This window comes from Ochrobactrum sp. XJ1 (genome assembly GCF_024701725.1).
Classification (GTDB): domain Bacteria; phylum Pseudomonadota; class Alphaproteobacteria; order Rhizobiales; family Rhizobiaceae; genus Brucella; species Brucella anthropi.
In genome coordinates, this window is the sequence record NZ_VDGD01000010.1 from 219,597 (window position 1) to 237,728 (window position 18,132).

The following is an 18,132-nucleotide window of genomic DNA, read 5'->3' on the forward strand; positions in this document are numbered from 1 at the left end:
TGCCTTTTTTGTTTGTCATTTCTCTGGCTTTTCGCCGTACCAGCGCGGTGTATAAACCCACTCCCTGCCATCAGATTTCGCAAAAACCTGCGTGTGGGACGAGCCGACAATCACAACGGTTCGCATGTCGACATCATCTGGTGTCAGTGCGCCGAGCGTGGTTGTCCGTGTAGTCTCAGCCGGTCTGCCTATGTCGCGCCCAAGGACAACGGGCGTTTCGGGAGACCGATATTGCCGCAGGATTTCAAGCGCGCGACCAAGCTGATGCGGACGTGCCCTGGAAATGGGATTGTAGAACGCCATGGCGAGATCGGCTTCGGCGGCAAGCGCAAGGCGCTTTTCGATAATTTCCCAGGGTTTCAGATTGTCCGACAGTGAAACGATGCAGAAGTCGTGTCCGAGCGGCGCTCCGATCCGCGATGCGGCGGCCATTGCAGCGGAAATGCCGGGCTGGATGACGAGCTCCACGCCGTGCCATGCCGCATTTTCCGTTTCGTGAAGCGCCTCCACGACTGCCGCAGCCATGGCGAAGACACCGGGATCTCCCGAAGAAACCATGGCGACATGTCGCCCGGAAGCAGCGAGTTCGAATGCATGACGTGCCCGCTGCATTTCTTCCCGATTATCAGTCATATGAACGATCTGATCGGCGCGGAAAGGACGAAGGTTTTCTTCCGCCATCCGCACATAGGTCTCATAGCCGAGAATGTCTTCGGCCTGTTCCAGTTCGTGCTGAACGGCAGGCGTCATTAGCTCTCGTGATCCGGGCCCAAGGCCGATAACGACCAGCTTGCCACGTTTTCGACCGACAAACAGAACATCTGCCGGGGTGGCAGCCACGGCAATGGCAAGCCCCAAGCTCTCCATCAGTTGAACCGGCTGTTCCACCGAATGAAGAACGATCTCACGAGCATCGGTTGCATTCGCCACATAGCGCAGCGGGACACCAATTTTCGCCGCAGCCTCTTGGAGCCGCGGCGAAGTGCAGTCTTTTTCGTGGGCGAGAAGCAATGCCAGCGACGCGGGGGCAATGCCTGCATTGGCGAGAGCATCTTCAATATCGTTCTGAATGTTCTCGCTGACCCTATCGACGCCAATCGCCACACTGCGCGGATGATAAATCAGCTCGTCTGGCTGGGGTGTGCGGATGTGGGGCGTTATGCTGATCGTCAGCGCACCGTCATTGGCGAAAGGCAGTTTGGAATCTGCAAGCCAGCGTGATTTTCCGTCAAGCTGCACCTTCTGTCCCGCAAGCAGGTTCGACGTGAAATTTTTCGCGTCGTCAGGATTGGCAAGGGTCAGTTCGGCAGGCGGGTGCAGCAGATTGATTCCGAACCGCAGTTCGCCGGACGTGGTTATGGCAGGCGCAACCTCAAGTGCCGCTGCAATTCGCCGGGCCATGTCATTGACACCGGAGAGACCACCCAGAAGCGGCACAACTGCGCTTCCATCTTCGGCGACAGCAAGAACCGGCGGTTCGACGCGCTTGTTCTGCAGCAATGGTGCCAGCGCCCGGATGACGATACCGGCTGCACAAAGCGCGATGATGGGGCGGCCCTCCTCATAAAGCGACCTGACCGCATCGCCGAAATGCACGAAGGTTTCATCCAGCGACGCAACACGGTTCTGGAGGCCGCGTATTTCGGCACGTTCCAGCACCGATGCGATCCGCCGCGCGGCAGGAACCGCGGCTTCTCCGAGAACCAGAATTGCGGGAATCACGCGCCGTTCCATTTTTGCCCCGGAACGAGAATGATCGAGAAATAGGGACAGTCGCTACCATTGACTTCGGCAAGTGGCACAATGCGCTGATTGGCCATGGTGGCGCGCTCAATATAGAGCGCACGGTCCATGAGACCGAGCTCGCCCAGCACAGCGCGGACCTTATCGAGGTTTTTGCCAAGCTTCATGATAGCTGCAGCGCCTGTATCCGCGAGCCGTCGCGTCAGTTCTTCTGCGCTCATGACGCCGGAGAGAACGGATAATGTCTGATTGCGATAGACCAGTGGCGCGCCCAGCACAGCTGAAGCGCCAAGAACGGAGCAGACACCGGGCACGACTTCCGTTTCATACTGATCGGCAAGCCGGTCATGAATATACATGAACGAGCCGTAGAAAAACGGGTCGCCTTCCGCTATCACGGCCACATCCTGACCTCTATCAAGGTGGCTCGCTATCGTGCTCGTTATCTCGCCGTAGAAATCGCTGACGATCTGTTCGTAATCCATATGCGCGGGAAGCTTTTCCGTCGTCACTGGATAGATCAACGGCACCAGAACCTGTTCCGGTGAAAGATATTCCTCGACTATTGTGAGGGCATTGCCCCTCTTCCCCTTGGCTGCGTGATAAGCCACAACCGGTGCGCTTTTGAGGAGACGCAGGGCTTTCAGCGTTATCAGTTCGGGATCGCCGGGGCCAACGCCCAGGCCAAACAGTCTGCCTTTTACCGTCATTATTCGCGCTCCGACGCGAGCGCATTGACTGCCGCTGCCGTCATGGCGCTGCCACCACGTCTTCCGCGTACAATCACATAAGGTACACCGCGGCTGTTTGTGGCGAGTTCGTCTTTGGATTCTGCCGCGCCGACAAAGCCAACCGGCATGCCGATGATGAGCGCAGGTCTTGGCGCGCCAGCATCCAGCAATTCGAATAGGCGGAAAAGGGCGGTCGGTGCATTCCCGATTGCAACAATGCTGTTGCCGAGATGCGGGAGCCAGAGGTCGAGCGCTGCAGCCGAGCGGGTATTGCCGATCTTCGTTGCAAGCTCGGGAACCGATGGGTCGTTCAGCGTGCAGATGACTTCATTATTGGCAGGCAGACGAGAGCGGGTAATGCCTTCGGCCACCATGCGTGCATCACAAAGAATGGGCGCACCGGCGAGCAGAGCGTCGCGTCCGGCTTTGCCAGCGCCTTGCGAGAAAGCGAGGTCATTGACCACATCCACCATGCCGCAGGCATGAATGACACGGACTGCAAGCTTTTCCAGATCGGCTGATATCCGGCTTAGATCGGCCTCGGCGCGAATGATGGCGAAGGACCGGTCGTAAATGGCCTGCCCATCGCGAATATAGTCTGTCATGGTGACCGCTCTAATCAGTGTCGGGCGTTCAGAAGGCACGCCGCTTCGTCAATGGTGATATCAGTCGCCAATAGCCGTCCAAAGCGCGATGGTCCAGCCCCGTCTTGCGGAAACGTCTCTTGCGCATAAAGATCGTAGCGACCTGTCGAGCGCGCCAGAAGCGTGTGCGGCAAAGGTGCAAGTGCTGCGCATGACTTGGCGCATCCCGTGATGTGCACGGATGATTTTCCCGGCGCCAGATATGTTGCCAGCCTTTTACCGTCTGTCTGTGTGTCGGCGAGTGCGGAGACGCAGCCATTTGATCCCGAACAGGCACGAAGCCGCGCATGTGGGGCTTCGGCTGTCGTTTCGAGGTCAAGCGAACGAAGTTTTTCGGTTAGTTCACCAATCTGGGTTTCGCCTGCATAAGGCAGGATAACGCCTTGCCACGGCGTCAGACGCAGTCCACGCCTTCCGCTGTCGGAGAGATCTGCCAGACCTGCTAGTTGCGCCGATGTCAGGCGTCCCAGGAGCGGCACGGCGCCGACATAAAATGAACCGTCAGACTGCTGGTTGTTGCCAAGATGCGAAAATGGCATCGGTGCCTTGCGCTTCCAGCCGGTTGCGGGATGAATCGGGAACGACAATTCCCGGCTCAGACCTGCCACAAACTCTGATGCTGGGATGGCTTCAAACAGATGTTTCATCCGCGCAAAGCTGGCATGGCGTAAAAAACGACGCAGCATCGTTTCGATGAAGGGCAGGGCATGCTGCGCGTCTACGGCCCCCAGCGCTTCCCTGTCGGGAGACGAAGCAAGGCCAAAAGCAAAGGTTTCGCCGTCTATCGCCGAAAGCCAGATGTCACCCGGATGAGAAATCATCGCGCAGTTTTCGCCGCCGTCGATCTGCAGCGAGAATTTCGGCGACAGGGCATAAAAAGCCTCATTCGCCTGCAGCATGTCCAGCACAGACGATGCCAGTCCGGTGACGTCGCATATCTGGCCCCGGTCAATGCCAGCGGTGGGGCTGACCATCACATTGCGAATATCATCCGCACCGGGATTGTCGGCGCCAAGGCCAGCCTCGTGAAGTGCCGCGACGGCATCGTTCCAATGTCTGGGCGTAATACCGCGCAACTGGATATTGGAGCGAATCGACAGCTCTATCGCGCCTGCATCGAAACGTTCGGCTATTGCTGCAATTGAACGCGCCTGATCAGCTGACAGGCGACCAAGCCTCAGTTTGATACGGGCAATAGCCCCATCCCTGGCCATAACCATACGCGAAAGACCGGGGCAGGCGTTGCGCCTGTCGGGTTGGGCTTGCCGCGACTGAGTGATTTGCTGGCTCGACATTTCAGCCTTATACGCCTTGCCGCTTGCACTTGCTACTGCCCCGCCATACGAACAGGGAAAAGGAGCATCGCGCATGGCACGCTGGCTGACAGTGATCGGAATCGGTGAGGATGGGTTTGACGGGCTTGGGAAAACCGCGCTCGCCGCGCTCAACTCTGCTGCGGTCATTTTCGGCGGCAAGCGCCATTTGGACTTTCTGAGTGGCGATATCAAAGCCGAGCGCGTAGCCTGGCCATCTCCATTCGACGAAGCTTTCGTGATGATTGAGGCGTATCGCGGCCAGCCGGTGGTTGTGCTGGCAAGCGGCGATCCAATGTTTTTTGGTGTGGGAGCGACTTTGTCCCGGCATTTCTCGCCAGAGGAAATGCTTGTTCTTGCCTATCCGTCCTCTCTTTCACTCGCCGCTGCGCGCATGGGCTGGCCTCTTCAGGATGTGCGGTCTGTTAGCGTGCACGGTCGCCCGTTCGAACTTTTGCTCCCGCACATTCTGCCCGGCGAGAAACTTCTCGTGCTCAGCAATGATGGTTCGACGCCAGCAAAAGCCGCGGCAATGCTCAAGGACAAGGGTTTTGGCCAAAGCCTGATGACGGTGCTTGAACATATTGGCGGGCCAAAGGAAGGCCGGGTTCAGGGTTCCGCCGAAAACTGGTCCCATGAGCGATGCGCCGATCTCAATGTACTGGCGATTGAATGTGTTGCTGCGCCGGATGCGCGCGTGTTTTCTCCCGTCGCGGGTCTGCCCGATGAAGCGTTTGAGAATGACGGACAACTGACCAAGCGCGACGTTCGTGCTGTCACTCTATCGCGATTGCAGCCATTGCCGCGTCAATTGCTTTGGGATGTCGGCGCCGGTTGCGGATCGATCGGCATTGAATGGATGCGTGTTCATCCTTCATGTCGCACGATTGCCATAGAAGCGGACGAACAGCGGCAGGGGATGATCGAGCGAAATCGCGCGGCATTGGGTGTCCCCGGATTGCAGTTGGTCAAGGGCGGGGCGCCCTGTGCACTGGAAGGGCTGGAAGCGCCGGATGCGATCTTCATCGGCGGCGGTGTAACGGATGACGGCGTTCTGGAAGCCTGCTGGAACGCGCTGAAACCGGGTGGCAGGCTTGTCGCGAATGCAGTGACCTTGCAAAGCGAGATGCTGCTTTTCAACTGGCGTGAGAAATTCGGCGGAGAATTGACGCGTCTTGGCGTTGCGCAAGCGGGTGCACTTGGCTCTTTCGATGTCTGGCGACAGGCACTGCCCGTCACAATTTATTGCGGGTTCAAATCGAAATGATGACTTGAATAGTCATGTTATATTCGGGTAAGGCTGGGGAAATTGTTTCCCAAAGGAGGACGGGGCATGTCCGAACTCAACGCCAATACCCGCTTTGCGCTCACAAATGCCGGTCATGTGGTCAATCAGCTCCTCGATCATTTTGTCGAGCATGCCGACGTGCATCGGCAGGGCAGCACGGCCAAGCTGGTGCTGAGCTTCGGTCAGGCTGATGTGCAATGGGATGATGAAACGGTTAGCGTCGACGTCAAAAGCGAGGACGAAACCGGTCTTGCCTATATGAAATATTCCATCGCCGAGCATGTGCTGGAATTTCTCGACAAGGGCAGCGCCAAACCGAAAATCATCTGGGAAGGTGATGGGGCCGCCGGGTTGCCGCTGCCTTACTTCCGCGAGATGCAGGTCGTTGCAGTATCGAACGTAACGCCGCATATGCGTCGTATTCGTCTGAAGGGCGACAACCTGTTCCGCTTCTCGCAGTTGGGTCTTCATATCCGCCTGCTGTTTCCGCCGGAAGGTCTTGCCAAACCGCAATGGCCCACAACCGGCGAAGATGGCCGTCCTGTCTGGCCGGATGGCGAAGCCAAGCTTGCCACACGTGTCTATACGATCCGCAACATCGATAGCGTAGCCGGCTGGGTGGATATCGATATGGTCGTCCATGGCGATGATTGCGACGCGCCGGGTTCCGGCTGGGCTGTCAGCGCCAAGCCGGGCGATATTGTCGGGATGACGGGGCCGGGCGGTGGCGATGCGGGCGATGCGAAGTGGTATCTGCTTGCGGGTGACGAAACCGCGCTACCTGCCATCGGGCGCATTCTGGAGCGTCTGCCGGAAGGGACCAAGGCGGTCGTGCGCGTCGAGATCGGCAGTGCTTCGGAAGAGCAGGAACTTGTCTCTCGTGCCGATGTCGATCTGCAGTGGCTGAACCGTGACGGTGCGGAAGCCGGAACGACGACATTGTTGCAGGATGCGGTCCGCGCAGTCGAACTACCGGAAGACGAGGAAGACATTTACGTCTGGGCCGGTTGCGAGTTCAACGCATTCCGGTCGATCCGCACCTATATGCGCAAGGAACGTAATGTTGCGAAGGATCGCCAGCTTATTGTCGCCTATTGGCGGCGCGGGCAGGATGGCGACACACCGCGCAAGGCATCCGACGATTGATGCAATGAAAAAGGGGACCGGCAGGTCCCCTTTGTCTTTTGCATGTCTTTATCCCCCAAACCGATTACCACTTTTGGGAGACAAGTTTTTGCATTACCTGCGGAAGCCTTCGCTGGCCTGCATCAGGTTCTTCGTATAGTCGGCATGGATATTGCCGCTAACAAGATCGTCTGCCTGCAGCTGTTCCACGACCTCTCCATTACGCATGACAGCAAGCCGGTCGCACATATGGGTCACAACGCCAAGATCGTGGCTGACCATGACGAAGGTCAGGTTGCGGTCACGCCGAACCTGCTCCAGCAGATTCAGCACTTCCGCCTGAACCGATGCATCGAGCGCCGAGGTCGGCTCATCGAGCAGCAATATGCTGGGCTCAACGATCAGGGCGCGGGCAATGGCAATACGCTGGCGCTGGCCGCCTGAAAGCTGGTGCGGATAGCGAAAGCGGAAGCCGGAACCGAGGCCGACTTCATCGAGCGCCTTCACGATGCGCTGTTCGGTGTCGCCGACGCCGTGGATGGCAAGCGGTTCCAGCAGCAGCCGGTCCACCGTTTGCCGGGGATGCAGCGAGCCGTAAGGGTCCTGAAACACCATCTGGACATTGCGATAGAATGCCTTGTCGCGCGGCGTCTTCAGCAATTGCCCGTCTATGCGGATTTCGCCGTCTTCAACGGGTGCCAGTCCTGCAACGGCACGTAGCAGGGTCGACTTGCCGGAACCGGATTCACCCACGAGGCCGTAGGATTCGCCGCGCGCTACGTCGATGCTCACCGATTTCAGCGCATGGAAATGGTCGAAATAGACGTCGATATTGTCGACGCTCAGTGCAGATGCCGTGCTCATAGTTTCCCCTGTCATAGCTTCCAAGCCTCCTCGCGCTGCAAGGTTGGCAGGGGATGGCGATCGGCTCCGATTTTCGGCATGCAGTTCAGCAATCCTTGCGTATAGGGATGTTTCGCATTGGCGAGGTCCTTCGCCGCAATTTCCTCCACGATCTTGCCCGCATACATGACGATAACGCGGTCGCAGAATGAAGAAACGAGGCGCAGGTCGTGGCTGACGAAGATCAGCCCCATGCCGCGTTCGGCAACCAGCTTGTCCAGAATGCCGAGCACTTCAAGCTGAACCGTCACGTCGAGGGCCGAAGTTGGTTCGTCGGCGATCAGCATTTCCGGCTCGGCGACCAGCATCATGGCGATCATGACGCGCTGGCCCATACCGCCCGAAACTTCGTGCGGATAAAGGCTCATGACGCGTTCAGCATCGCGAATCTGCACGGCTTCGAGCATGGCGATTGAGCGCTTGCGGATTTCATCGCTGCTGAATTTGCCATGGGCCTTCAGCGTTTCGGCGATCTGCTTGCCGATGGTCATGACAGGGTTGAGCGAATATTTCGGGTCCTGCAACACCATGGCTATGCGGCCACCGCGCAAGGCGCGGCGTTCACGGGCCGACGCGTTTAGAAGGTCGATGCCATCGAACTCGAGTTTTCTGGCGGTGATCTTCGCATGGAGCGGGGTAAGCCCCATGATGGCGCGGCCGGTCTGGGATTTGCCAGAACCGGATTCGCCAACAATACCGAGACGCTCGCGGCCAAGCTCGAAGCTGACACCGCGCACGGCCTCGATTGCGCCTGTGCGCGTCGGGAAGGTGACGCGCAGGTCTTCAACAGTGAGAAGAGGCTTCATTGATTGTTACCCCGCGGATCGAGCGCATCGCGCAGGCCATCGCCCAGAAGATTGAAGCCAAGGCTGACGATCAGGATCGCAATACCCGGCATGGCTGCAACCCACCACTGGTCGAGAATGAAGCGGCGACCGGAAGCGATCATCGCGCCCCATTCAGGCAATGGCGGCTGAGCGCCGAGGCCGAGGAAGCCGAGGCCCGCTGCCGTCAGGATGATGCCTGCCATGTCGAGCGTCACACGCACGATCAGCGAAGATGTGCAGAGCGGCATGATGTGGCGCACGACGATACGGATCGGCGAAGCGCCCATCAGGCGAACAGCGGAGATATAATCCGAGTTGCGCACCGTGAGCGTTTCCGCGCGCGCAATACGCGCATAGGGTGGCCATGAGGTGATCGCGATGGCGATGATGGCATTTTCGATGCCGGGTCCGAGAGCAGCAACGAAGGCCAGCGCGAGAATGAGCTTCGGGAAGGCAAGGAAGATATCGGTGATGCGCATCAGTACGGCATCGACCCAGCCGCCGGCATAACCGGCGACAGTACCAACCAGAAGGCCGATAGGCGCGGCGATGATGGCGACCAGCAACACCACATAGAGAGTGAGGCGGGAGCCATAGATCAGACGCGAAAGAATATCGCGGCCCTGATCGTCGGTGCCGAGCAGATAGCCGGGTGTTCCCGGCGGCAGCAGGCGGGCATTGGCCAGATCGCCGATAACCGGCGAATGCGGCGCCAGCACATCGGCCAGCGCTGCAACGACGAGCAATCCGATGATGATCAGGAGGCCGAGAACCGCCAGCTTGTTGGCGGTGAAACGCCGCCAGACCATATAGGCCCGGCCGAGACGGGCTTGCGTGCGTGATTGTGGCCGCTCGGTAAGCAGCCATTCACGCCATGAGAGGTTGGAAGTATCTGTCATTTGGCTCATCGTACGCGCGTCCTTGGATCGAGAACCCGATAGAGAAGATCGGACACGAGGTTGAGCGCGATAAAGACCGACCCGATAACGATAGTGCCACCGAGAACGGCATTCATATCAGCGTTTTGGAGGGAATTGGTGATATAGAGTCCGAGGCCGGGCCAGGAGAAGATGGTTTCGGTCAGAACCGAACCTTCCAGAAGTCCGGCATAGGAAAGCGCAATCACTGTCACGAGCGGGACGGCGGCATTGCGCAGCGCATGGCCCCAGATGATGCGGGTTTCCGAAATACCCTTGGCACGAGCAGCAACGATATATTCCTGTTCCAGCTCGTTGAGCATGAAGGAACGGGTCATGCGGCTGATATAGGCCAAGGAGAAATAGCCGAGCAAAGCCGACGGCAGGATAAGGTGGGAGACGATATCCTTGAGAGCTGGCCAGTCGCGCTGGATGATCGCGTCGATCAGGTAGAAACCGGTGATCGGCGTGAACGTGTATTCGAATGTGATGTCGATACGTCCGGGACCCGAGGTCCAGCCGAGCCGCGCATAGAAGATCAGAAGTGCCAGCATACCGAGCCAGAAGATCGGCACCGAATAGCCAACGAGGCCGATCACGCGCACAATCTGGTCGACGAGGCTACCACGCTTCACGGCGGCGAGAACGCCGAGCGGAATGCCGAACAAAGCGCCGATGATGGTGCCGACGGTAGCGAGTTCCATGGTCGCGGGGAAAACGCGGCGAATGTCGGTCATGACCGGATTGGTCGTCAGTACCGAAGTGCCAAAATCGCCCTGTAGCACACCCTTAACGTAAAGATAGAACTGCTGGTAATAGGGCAGGTTAAAGCCCATTTCTTCCCGCACGCGCGCCACGACATGCGCAGGAGCGCGGTCGCCGACGATGGCAAGCACAGGGTCGATCGGCACCACACGGCCGATAAAGAATGTGACGGCCAGAAGGCCCAGATAGGTCGTGACGACGATGACCAGAAAACTGGCTAACGACGCGGCAAGGACCGTTGAACGCCGTGGCGCTCGCCTTACCTTTTTGGTGGTTCCAGTGTTGCTCAATGTTTTGACCGCTTCCGACAATGAGAGCATTTCAGAACAGGTTCTGGTCTGAAGCCTCAGTCATCTTTGCTTGAAAAGCCCTAGAACGGTTTCGATGAGCCGTTCCATTTCCTGTTGTGACGCATTTCCGGGAGCGAAACCGGTTCGCTGGAAATGCTCTGGAGCGGCTTTCCGTTTTGATTCAGAAAACCGCTCCATCCTTTTGTTTTTAAGCCGATTCAGCGCATGAAAAGCTTTCATGCGCTGAGGCGCAGCCAACTATTCCTTGCTGATGGGCGCCAGGAAATTGGAGTCGAATGTCGGGCCGAGCTTGTAGCCCTTCACGTTGCCGGCGATACCTGCAACTTCAACCTGCTGGAACAGCATGACGAACGGGCTCTGGTCGAGAGCTTCCTGCTGAAGCTTCTTGTACTGTTCAGCACGCTTGTCGTTATCGCGTTCCAGAAGAGCTGCCTGCGTCTGCTTGGTCAGCTCAGGAATGTCCCAGGCGTTGCGCCATGCAAGCGTTTTGGTCGATGCGTCGTCGCTGTTATCCGGGTTGCTGGTGAAAGCTTCGGCATTGGAATTCGGATCCCAATAGTCCATGCCCCACTGGCCAATATACATGTCGTGGTTACGGGCACGATACTTGGTCAGTGTCTGCTTGCCGTCGCCGGGGATGATTTCGATCTTCACGCCAGCCTGAGCAGCGGTCTGCTGGAAGGATTCGGCAATGCCGGTGACCGGTTGGCCGTTACGGACGTCGAACGTGACCGATAGACCATCCTTCAGGCCTGCCTTGGCGAGCAGTTCCTTCGCCTTGGCTACGTCGAGCTTGTAGGGTGCAGCATCGAGAGAACCAAGAACGCCCTTTGCCTGATAGGTCTGACGGATTTCACCGATGCCCTTGATGAGGGTTGAACCGATTGCATCATAATCGACCAGATATTTGAACGCTTCGCGAACTTCCGGCTTGGCCAGGTTTTCGTTCTTCTGGTTGAGGCTGATGTAATAGACCGTGCCCTTGGCAGCGCTGGCGGTCGTCAGCTTGTCGTTCTTCAGAACGGCTTCATAGTCGCCCGGTTCCAGATTGCGCGCCACATCGACGTCGCCGGATTCAAGCATCAGGCGCTGCGTCGCGCTTTCCTTGACGTGACGATAGAAAACGCGCTTGAGCTTTGCCTTTTCGCCGTAGAAATTGTCGTTGCGTTCCAGAATGACGACTTCATTGGCGCGCCATTCGCGGATCGTGAACGGGCCCGAGCCTGCCGACTTGGTCTTCAGCCATGCGTTGGCATAGTCGGTGTCGTATTTGTAATCGTCGGTCGGCGTGACCTTTGCGGCATGCTCTTCGAGGAGCTTCTTGTCGACGATTGCGGCCACGGTCGCGGTCAGGCAGTTCAGCACGAAGCTTGGTGCATATGGCTTGTCGACGGTGAAGACGAAGGTAGTATCGTCTACGGCTTTCGCCTTTTCGTTGACGTTATCCTTGGTCAGGCCGAACTGGGTCAGGATGAAAGCCGGGCTCTTGTCGAGACGCACAGCGCGTTCGAAAGAATAAGCCACGTCGGCAGACGTTATCGGGTTGCCGGAGGCGAACTTGATGTCCTTCTTCAGCTTGAACGTATAGGTGAGACCATCGTCAGAAACGGTCCAGCTTTCAGCGACGCCCGGTATGACTTTCGACGTGTCGTTGATATCGAGGCGAACGAGCATGTCATAAGCGTTGCCGATGAATTCGGCCGGGCTCAGTTCGAAGGATTCTGCCGGGTCCAGCGTGATCGTGTCATCGATGGCCCATGCCTGAACCAGTGTGTCGGCTGGCGTGGCCGACCAGGCTGGATTTGCGGCCAGTACCGCGGCAAGTGCTGCACCCGCAGCCAGAATACGAAAACGTCCGAAATGCATCATGTTGAGAGTCCCCTTCCTATGATTTTGTTTGGGATTTTGTCTTTGTTTTTTCGCGCATCTTATTCCGAAAACCATTTCACACTTTTCGGGATGCGCACCAGATCAGGCCGCTTCGTGCCAAGCCTGTTTCAGAACCCGTACCCAATTGTCCTGGCAAAGTTTTGCTAGCTCTTGTTCACTATAGCCCGCTTTTCGCAGTGCATCGACAAGGTTTTGCGTGCCTGCGGCATCGCCAATTTCGGCTGGAATTGTTGCGCCGTCATAGTCCGAACCGAGCGCTACGCAGTCGATGCCCATGCGTTCAACCATGTAATCCACGTGGCGAACTACATCGGACAGCGGCGTGTTGGCGTCTTCCTTACCGTCCGCGCGCAGCATCGTCGTGGCGTAGTTCAGTCCGGCAAGACCCTTGCTCTCGCGGATCGCATCAAGCTGACGGTCGGTCAGGTTGCGGGCGACAGGAGTGAGGGCGTGTGCGTTGGAATGGCTGGCGACCAGCGGCTGATCGCTCAGTTTGGCCACATCCCAGAAACCTTTTTCGGTGATATGCGCCAGGTCGATCAGAATGCCCTTGGTGTTGCACGCTTTGACCAGGCGCTTGCCTGCATCGGTCAAGCCCGGGCCAGTATCGGGGCTCATCGGATAGGCGAATGGAACACCGTGAGCGAAAACGTTGTTGCGGCTCCAGACCGGTCCGAGCGAACGCAAGCCGGCAGCATAAAAGACCTCAAGAGCAGCCAGATCGGCATCGATGGCTTCGCAGCCTTCCATGTGCAGCACGGCGGCGAATGTGTCGCTGTTCAGCGTTTCGTCGAGTTCACGACCGTTGCGGCAGAGCTTCCAGCCCCCGGCAGCTTCCAGCTTCAACGCGATGGCTGCGATTTCGAGAGCGATGTCGAGGGAGGGGCTACGTTCCAGCGGCACTGAAAGCGGCGTTTCGTAGTGGCCATTGGCATCAGGCTTGCCCAGTTCGATATGCTCGCCCGAAGGTATGTAGATGGCGCATATGCCACCGGCGAGACCGCCCTTGCGCGAACGGGGCAGATCGATATGGCCGATATCCGTCCCGTCGATAAATTCCTTGATCGGGTCTTGGCCCTTGCGGGCATTTTCCCAAAGCCGCAGAAGGACATCGTTGTGTCCGTCAAAAACGCGCTGCATTCTTTCATTCCTGACTGCATGGTCTGCGACAGCAGAGCCACATATCCAAGTGTTCAGGCGCGAGGAAACAACACGGCAAGGTAAGATAACCTCCCGATATGGTGGTTGAGCTTTTCGCTCTTATTGTTCCCCGCACTTCCACTACCAATTTATAATCGGTTAGTGCCTGTCGGAGTCAAGCCATCGAATGACGTAGTCAGACTGCGAAATGAAGATAAATTTATGCAAAACGAAAGGGCTGCGCTATGAAACGCAGCCCTTTGTGCAAATGCAGAATTGCTTGATGCAAAAACAGAATGAAGTTTCGCATCGGATCGCGAGGCCTAGAACTTGTAGTTCAGACCGGCCTTGATCGAATGGTTCTTCAGATTGTTGCGCTGTTCCACGCCGTTGACACGGGACTTCACATCGTTAAAGCGCTGGAAGTCATATTCGGCCTTTACGGAAAGCGGGCCGCTCAGGGCCTGTTCAACACCAGCGCCAACCAGTGCGCCACCTTCCCAGCCCGGAGCCGAGGTGGTGTTGTCCTTGGCCTTGAAGCGGGTCACGCCGTAGCCAGCCGTGCCGTAAACGAGCGTCTTGTCGAAAGCATAGCCGACCTTGCCCTTGGCATTGCCGTTCCATGACTGCTGAAGGCTGCCGCCATTGCCGATGCGATGTTCGGCTTCGGCGAAGTTTCCTTCGAGTTCTCCGCCAAACACGACATTGCCGCTCTGCATGTTTTTGCCCACGACAACGCCGCCAAGAGCACCAGTGCGGTTGGTGAAAGGACCGGGAACCCTGGACCAAGAAGCGCCAACCTGTGCGCCGATATAGTTGCCGGACCAGTCATGCGGGCCTGCGGCGACAGGATCATTATAGGAATAGTCGGTTGCTCCCATCATGTCGGCAGCGAAAGCCGAACCTGCAAAAGCAACGATTGCGGCGCCAAGCGCCACTGCGGTGATAGAACGCTTCAACATTTTTTACTCCGATTTTCCCGTCTGGAAACGTTGGCGGGAAACATGCCTGAATTCATTATACCCATCGAAAGGCCGTGCCTTCGAACTGGCTCTCGTCTCACCTCTGATTGTGTCCAAATTTAAGAAAATTCGAGCGATTTCCATGCAATGCGCAACCATTCTTCGCGCTATGCTTAACAATCGGTAACTGCTGGATGCGGAAATTTTTGTTAGATCAATCCCAGTCCACGGAAGCTGGCATGGCCGTGCTTTCCGACGATGACATGATCATGCACCGTGATGTTGAGTGCTTTGGCAGCGTTGACGAGCTGCTTGGTCATATCGATGTCGGCGCGCGATGGTGTGGGATCACCGGAAGGATGGTTGTGGACCAGAATAATGGCGGTGGCGGAGAGTTCCAGAGCCCGTTTGACCACTTCGCGCGGATAGACCGGCGTGTGGTCCACCGTGCCCGTCTGCTGGACTTCGTCGGCAATCAGTTTGTTCTTCTTGTCGAGAAACAGGATGCGGAACTGCTCGCGGGTCTCGTAAGCCATGGCCGCGGTGCAATATTCGATCACCTTGTTCCAAGAGCCGAGTACTTCGCGCTCCATGACAGTGCTGCGCGCACTTCGCTTGGCGACAGCCTCTACAAGCTTGAGTTCATGCGCCACAGTAGGACCGGCGCCGGGAACTTCGGCAATCAGCTTTTCGGGGGCGGCCAGTACTTCGGCAATCGAGCCGAACCGCATCAGCAGAGCTTTGGCAAGCGGCTTGGTGTCGGCGCGGCGAATGGCGCGAAACAACAACATTTCGAGCAGTTCATAGTCCGCCAGCGCATCGGGAGTATCCCGAAAGCGCTGTTTGAGACGATCACGATGCCCGGCATAATGCGGTTTGTCGATCTTCGGCGTAAGTTGAAGTGTATCACTGAAACCGGGCAACTCAATGTTACCCGGCTCATTCTTGCTCTTTGCCATCCTGTTTAAACCCCCGCAAAAACAGACCAGACAATTACCGAGAACTATATCTCTTCGTTGTTATCTCATGGAAGATGGGCCGAAGACATTGGCCGGAGAGAGTGTAAATATCTCGCAGCCATCCTTCGTAACACCCACCGTATGTTCATATTGTGCCGTCAGCGAACGGTCTCTGGTAACCGCGGTCCAGCCGTCGGCGAGAACCTTCACGTGCGGCTTGCCGAGATTGATCATCGGCTCGATCGTGAAGATCATGCCTTCCTTGATCTCAACACCTTCATTCGGCGTGCCGTAATGGAGGATATTCGGCGCATCATGGAACAGCTGTCCCACGCCGTGACCACAGAAATCGCGCACAACGGAACAGCGCTCGCCTTCGGCAAAAGTCTGAATTGCGGCGCCGATAGCGCCGGTTTTCACGCCAGGCTTTACGGCGGCAATCCCACGCAGAAGGCTTTCATAGGTGACTTCAAGCAACCGCTCAGCGGCGCGCTTGATTTCGCCTACCGCATACATGCGGCTTGAATCGCCGTGCCAGCCATCAAGGAGATAAGTCACGTCGATATTGACGATATCACCCTCGCGCAGTGGCTTCTCGTTCGGAATGCCATGGCAGACGACGTGATTGATCGACGTGCAGGTTGATTTCGTGTAGCCGCGATAGTTCAACGTTGCCGGAAACGCGCCGTGATCCATGCCGAACTCGAACACGAAGCGATCGATTTCATTGGTGGTCACGCCCGGCTTGACGATATCGTTGAGGGCATCGAGACAGCGTGCCGTCAGGTTGCAGACCGTGCGCATACCCTCGAAAGCCTCGGGGCCATAGAGCCTGATCTGGCCCGTATATTTCATGGGTGCGCTTGTTGCTTCGATATAGGTTACCATCACTCGATCCGTCTTAATCTACTCAATTGGCACCAGCTTACTGGCATCAATGCTTTTGTCCGTTATGTGGCACCGAACGGCCCAAGCCTCAACCCCGTTTGCACGCGCACGTTCAAAAGCGCGTGCGTAAGTGGGGTCGAGATCACCCGAAATGCTGAATCTGCTGCAATCGTTTCGCTGGATAATAAACAGCATCACGCCCCGATGACCAGCGGCAACAACGTCGACGAGTTCATCAAGATGTTTTGCGCCTCGCGCCGTCACCGTATCGGGGAATTCCGCCAATCCGAGCGTGCGAATAAAGTGTACATTCTTGACCTCGACATAGGCTCGCTGGCGCGGGCCGTCATCCAATAAAAGGTCGATGCGCGAGTTGCGGCCATATTTCTGTTCACGCTTGAGGCTGGCATATCCTGCGAGGTCAGGAATGAGACCGTTGAGGATTGCTTCTTCGGCGATCCTGTTCGGCAAGCCGGTGTTCACGCCGACCAGTGTGTTATCCGCTTCGACAATCTGCAGCGTATGGGCATATTTCCGGTGAGGGGCATCCGAAACACTCAGCCAGACGCGAGAACCTGGAGCGGTCAATCTGAGCATGGAGCCGGTATTGGGCACGGAAGCAGTGATGAAACGCCCATCGTCAAGTGTGACGTCGGCCAGAAATCTTTTGTAGCGGCGTTCCAGCCTGCCGGTAACCAAAGGTGTTTGAAAAATCATGTGCCGATTTAGAGTAGTTCGGCGCGTGCGCGAAAGGCTTTTCTGATTACGTTGCGAAATTAGTCAGTGAACGAGAGCAGTTGGCCTAGAACAGCGCCTTAACGACGTCGGCCCAGCTCATATCCGCACCGAGAACCATTGCGGCTGCAACGAGGCCGGCCCCGAGAAAGGTGAGGGTGGTTCTTGTTTCGCTTGTCATTATTCTTCCCCATCAAATCACTTGTTCGAAGTTGGGAAGAATTTCGCGGGAGAATTTGCCCGGATTGTGATGCGATAATGGCTATTCCGGGCAATTTGCGGGCTTTTTACAGATAGGGTAAACGCCGCCCCGCTTGTGTTACTGTTTTACCCAATTGAAGACGAGTTCCTCGCGGAAAGCGAAGCGGACGACGTGACTTGCCACGACCTCTTCGAGGCGGGCGAGGTTTTCTTCCGAGGTTTCAACCGTTGTGGTCAGTTTTTCCGCATCGGCATCGAGAATCACGAGACGATTCTCGCCGAGATCGATGGTGCCGTGTTCCGGCGTGAATTCGACTGCGAATTTGTGCGCCCAATGTTTGCAGAGCTGCTGAAGGTAGCGGCTGGCATGGGCGGTGGGAACGATTGCTGTTGCTTTCGACATTATGCTGTCCTTTCGAAAAGGTTGCAGCCCGGCGCGTAACAGCATCCTGGCAATTCAGCCAGTAATATTTGCGTCAATTCTAAAGGAAAAGAAAAACCAGCAATGGTACGCCCAAGGGGAATCGAACCCCTGTCTGCGCCGTGAAAGGGCGCTGTCCTAACCGCTAGACGATGGGCGCCTGCTGGTGTGGGGCGCTTATAGTCAGGAAATTTCTGACATGCAAGCCCCTTTTTTCACCTGTCTGTGAATAAGTTCAGGCAGCACGAAACGGCGCCAATCAAGCGCTAATGGATTGAATTATAAGGGAAAAAGAAAAACCAGCAATGGTACGCCCAAGGGGAATCGAACCCCTGTCTGCGCCGTGAAAGGGCGCTGTCCTAACCGCAG

At 57.0% G+C, this 18,132-nt stretch carries 18 protein-coding genes and 1 tRNA gene; 2 read left to right on the forward strand and 17 right to left on the reverse strand.

The genetic code is table 11. The annotated features are described in order from the left end of the window. Window positions 1-15 precede the first annotated feature (15 nt). From cobJ to cobG, 4 genes are read right to left on the reverse strand one after another with little or no spacing between them, the layout of a single operon-like run. Window positions 16-1,734 (reverse strand): precorrin-3B C(17)-methyltransferase, encoded by a 1,719-nt coding sequence (cobJ, locus tag FG152_RS19295; RefSeq protein WP_151576250.1) that lies wholly within the window; start codon window positions 1,732-1,734, stop codon window positions 16-18. Then, window positions 1,719-2,453, reverse strand: a complete 735-nt coding sequence (locus tag FG152_RS19300; protein WP_010659858.1) for a precorrin-2 C(20)-methyltransferase — start codon at window positions 2,451-2,453, stop codon at window positions 1,719-1,721. Before FG152_RS19300 ends, cobJ begins: the two co-directional genes overlap by 16 nt. Further along, on the reverse strand, window positions 2,453-3,079 hold the full coding sequence (locus tag FG152_RS19305; RefSeq protein WP_010659859.1) for a precorrin-8X methylmutase: 627 nt from the start codon (window positions 3,077-3,079) through the stop codon (window positions 2,453-2,455). Before FG152_RS19305 ends, FG152_RS19300 begins: the two co-directional genes overlap by 1 nt. Before the next feature lie 14 nt (window positions 3,080-3,093). Beyond that, complete coding sequence (gene cobG, locus FG152_RS19310) at window positions 3,094-4,413, reverse strand: precorrin-3B synthase (protein ID WP_029376084.1); 1,320 nt, start codon at window positions 4,411-4,413, stop codon at window positions 3,094-3,096. A gap of 73 nt (window positions 4,414-4,486) precedes the next feature. Between cobG and FG152_RS19315 the strand changes: the two genes are divergently transcribed. Continuing rightward, window positions 4,487-5,698 carry a bifunctional cobalt-precorrin-7 (C(5))-methyltransferase/cobalt-precorrin-6B (C(15))-methyltransferase gene (locus FG152_RS19315; protein ID WP_010659861.1) on the forward strand — a complete coding sequence of 404 codons (1,212 nt, stop codon included), beginning with the start codon at window positions 4,487-4,489 and terminating at the stop codon, window positions 5,696-5,698. A 66-nt stretch (window positions 5,699-5,764) separates the two neighbouring features. Then, a complete protein-coding gene (locus FG152_RS19320) occupies window positions 5,765-6,865 on the forward strand; it encodes a siderophore-interacting protein (RefSeq protein ID WP_010659862.1) in 1,101 nt (366 codons plus the stop codon). Between the two features lie 93 nt (window positions 6,866-6,958). Here the strand turns inward: FG152_RS19320 and FG152_RS19325 are convergent, their stop codons facing one another. The 13 genes from FG152_RS19325 to FG152_RS19385 form a co-directional block, all read right to left on the reverse strand. Then, window positions 6,959-7,708, reverse strand: coding sequence for an ABC transporter ATP-binding protein (locus FG152_RS19325; protein WP_029928879.1), 750 nt, complete (start codon window positions 7,706-7,708; stop codon window positions 6,959-6,961). A gap of 11 nt (window positions 7,709-7,719) precedes the next feature. Continuing rightward, window positions 7,720-8,553 (reverse strand): ABC transporter ATP-binding protein, encoded by an 834-nt coding sequence (locus FG152_RS19330; protein WP_010659864.1) that lies wholly within the window; start codon window positions 8,551-8,553, stop codon window positions 7,720-7,722. Then, window positions 8,550-9,482: an ABC transporter permease gene (locus tag FG152_RS19335; RefSeq protein ID WP_010659865.1), complete on the reverse strand. Its 933-nt coding sequence runs from the start codon at window positions 9,480-9,482 to the stop codon at window positions 8,550-8,552. The genes FG152_RS19330 and FG152_RS19335 overlap by 4 nt, the downstream gene beginning before the upstream one ends. Beyond that, complete coding sequence (locus FG152_RS19340) at window positions 9,479-10,576, reverse strand: ABC transporter permease (protein WP_373418737.1); 1,098 nt, start codon at window positions 10,574-10,576, stop codon at window positions 9,479-9,481. Before FG152_RS19340 ends, FG152_RS19335 begins: the two co-directional genes overlap by 4 nt. 30 nt (window positions 10,577-10,606) lie before the next feature. Then, a complete protein-coding gene (locus tag FG152_RS19345; RefSeq protein ID WP_151615700.1) occupies window positions 10,607-10,804 on the reverse strand; it encodes a hypothetical protein in 198 nt (65 codons plus the stop codon). Then, complete coding sequence (locus FG152_RS19350) at window positions 10,805-12,436, reverse strand: ABC transporter substrate-binding protein (RefSeq protein ID WP_010659867.1); 1,632 nt, start codon at window positions 12,434-12,436, stop codon at window positions 10,805-10,807. It abuts the gene before it with no gap. A gap of 102 nt (window positions 12,437-12,538) precedes the next feature. Next, window positions 12,539-13,597: a dipeptidase gene (locus FG152_RS19355; protein ID WP_029928876.1), complete on the reverse strand. Its 1,059-nt coding sequence runs from the start codon at window positions 13,595-13,597 to the stop codon at window positions 12,539-12,541. Window positions 13,598-13,920: 323 nt separating this feature from the next. Beyond that, a complete protein-coding gene (locus tag FG152_RS19360; RefSeq protein WP_498988013.1) occupies window positions 13,921-14,559 on the reverse strand; it encodes an outer membrane protein in 639 nt (212 codons plus the stop codon). A 209-nt stretch (window positions 14,560-14,768) separates the two neighbouring features. After that, a complete protein-coding gene (gene radC / locus FG152_RS19365; protein WP_010659870.1) occupies window positions 14,769-15,518 on the reverse strand; it encodes a RadC family protein in 750 nt (249 codons plus the stop codon). A gap of 60 nt (window positions 15,519-15,578) precedes the next feature. Further along, complete coding sequence (map, locus tag FG152_RS19370; RefSeq protein ID WP_010659871.1) at window positions 15,579-16,406, reverse strand: type I methionyl aminopeptidase; 828 nt, start codon at window positions 16,404-16,406, stop codon at window positions 15,579-15,581. Window positions 16,407-16,424: 18 nt separating this feature from the next. After that, window positions 16,425-17,123 carry a DNA/RNA nuclease SfsA gene (sfsA, locus tag FG152_RS19375; RefSeq protein ID WP_498988018.1) on the reverse strand — a complete coding sequence of 233 codons (699 nt, stop codon included), beginning with the start codon at window positions 17,121-17,123 and terminating at the stop codon, window positions 16,425-16,427. Between the two features lie 337 nt (window positions 17,124-17,460). Beyond that, complete coding sequence (locus FG152_RS19380) at window positions 17,461-17,745, reverse strand: DUF2218 domain-containing protein (protein WP_010659874.1); 285 nt, start codon at window positions 17,743-17,745, stop codon at window positions 17,461-17,463. A gap of 103 nt (window positions 17,746-17,848) precedes the next feature. Beyond that, a tRNA-Glu gene (locus FG152_RS19385) sits at window positions 17,849-17,923 on the reverse strand. Window positions 17,924-18,132 lie beyond the last annotated feature (209 nt).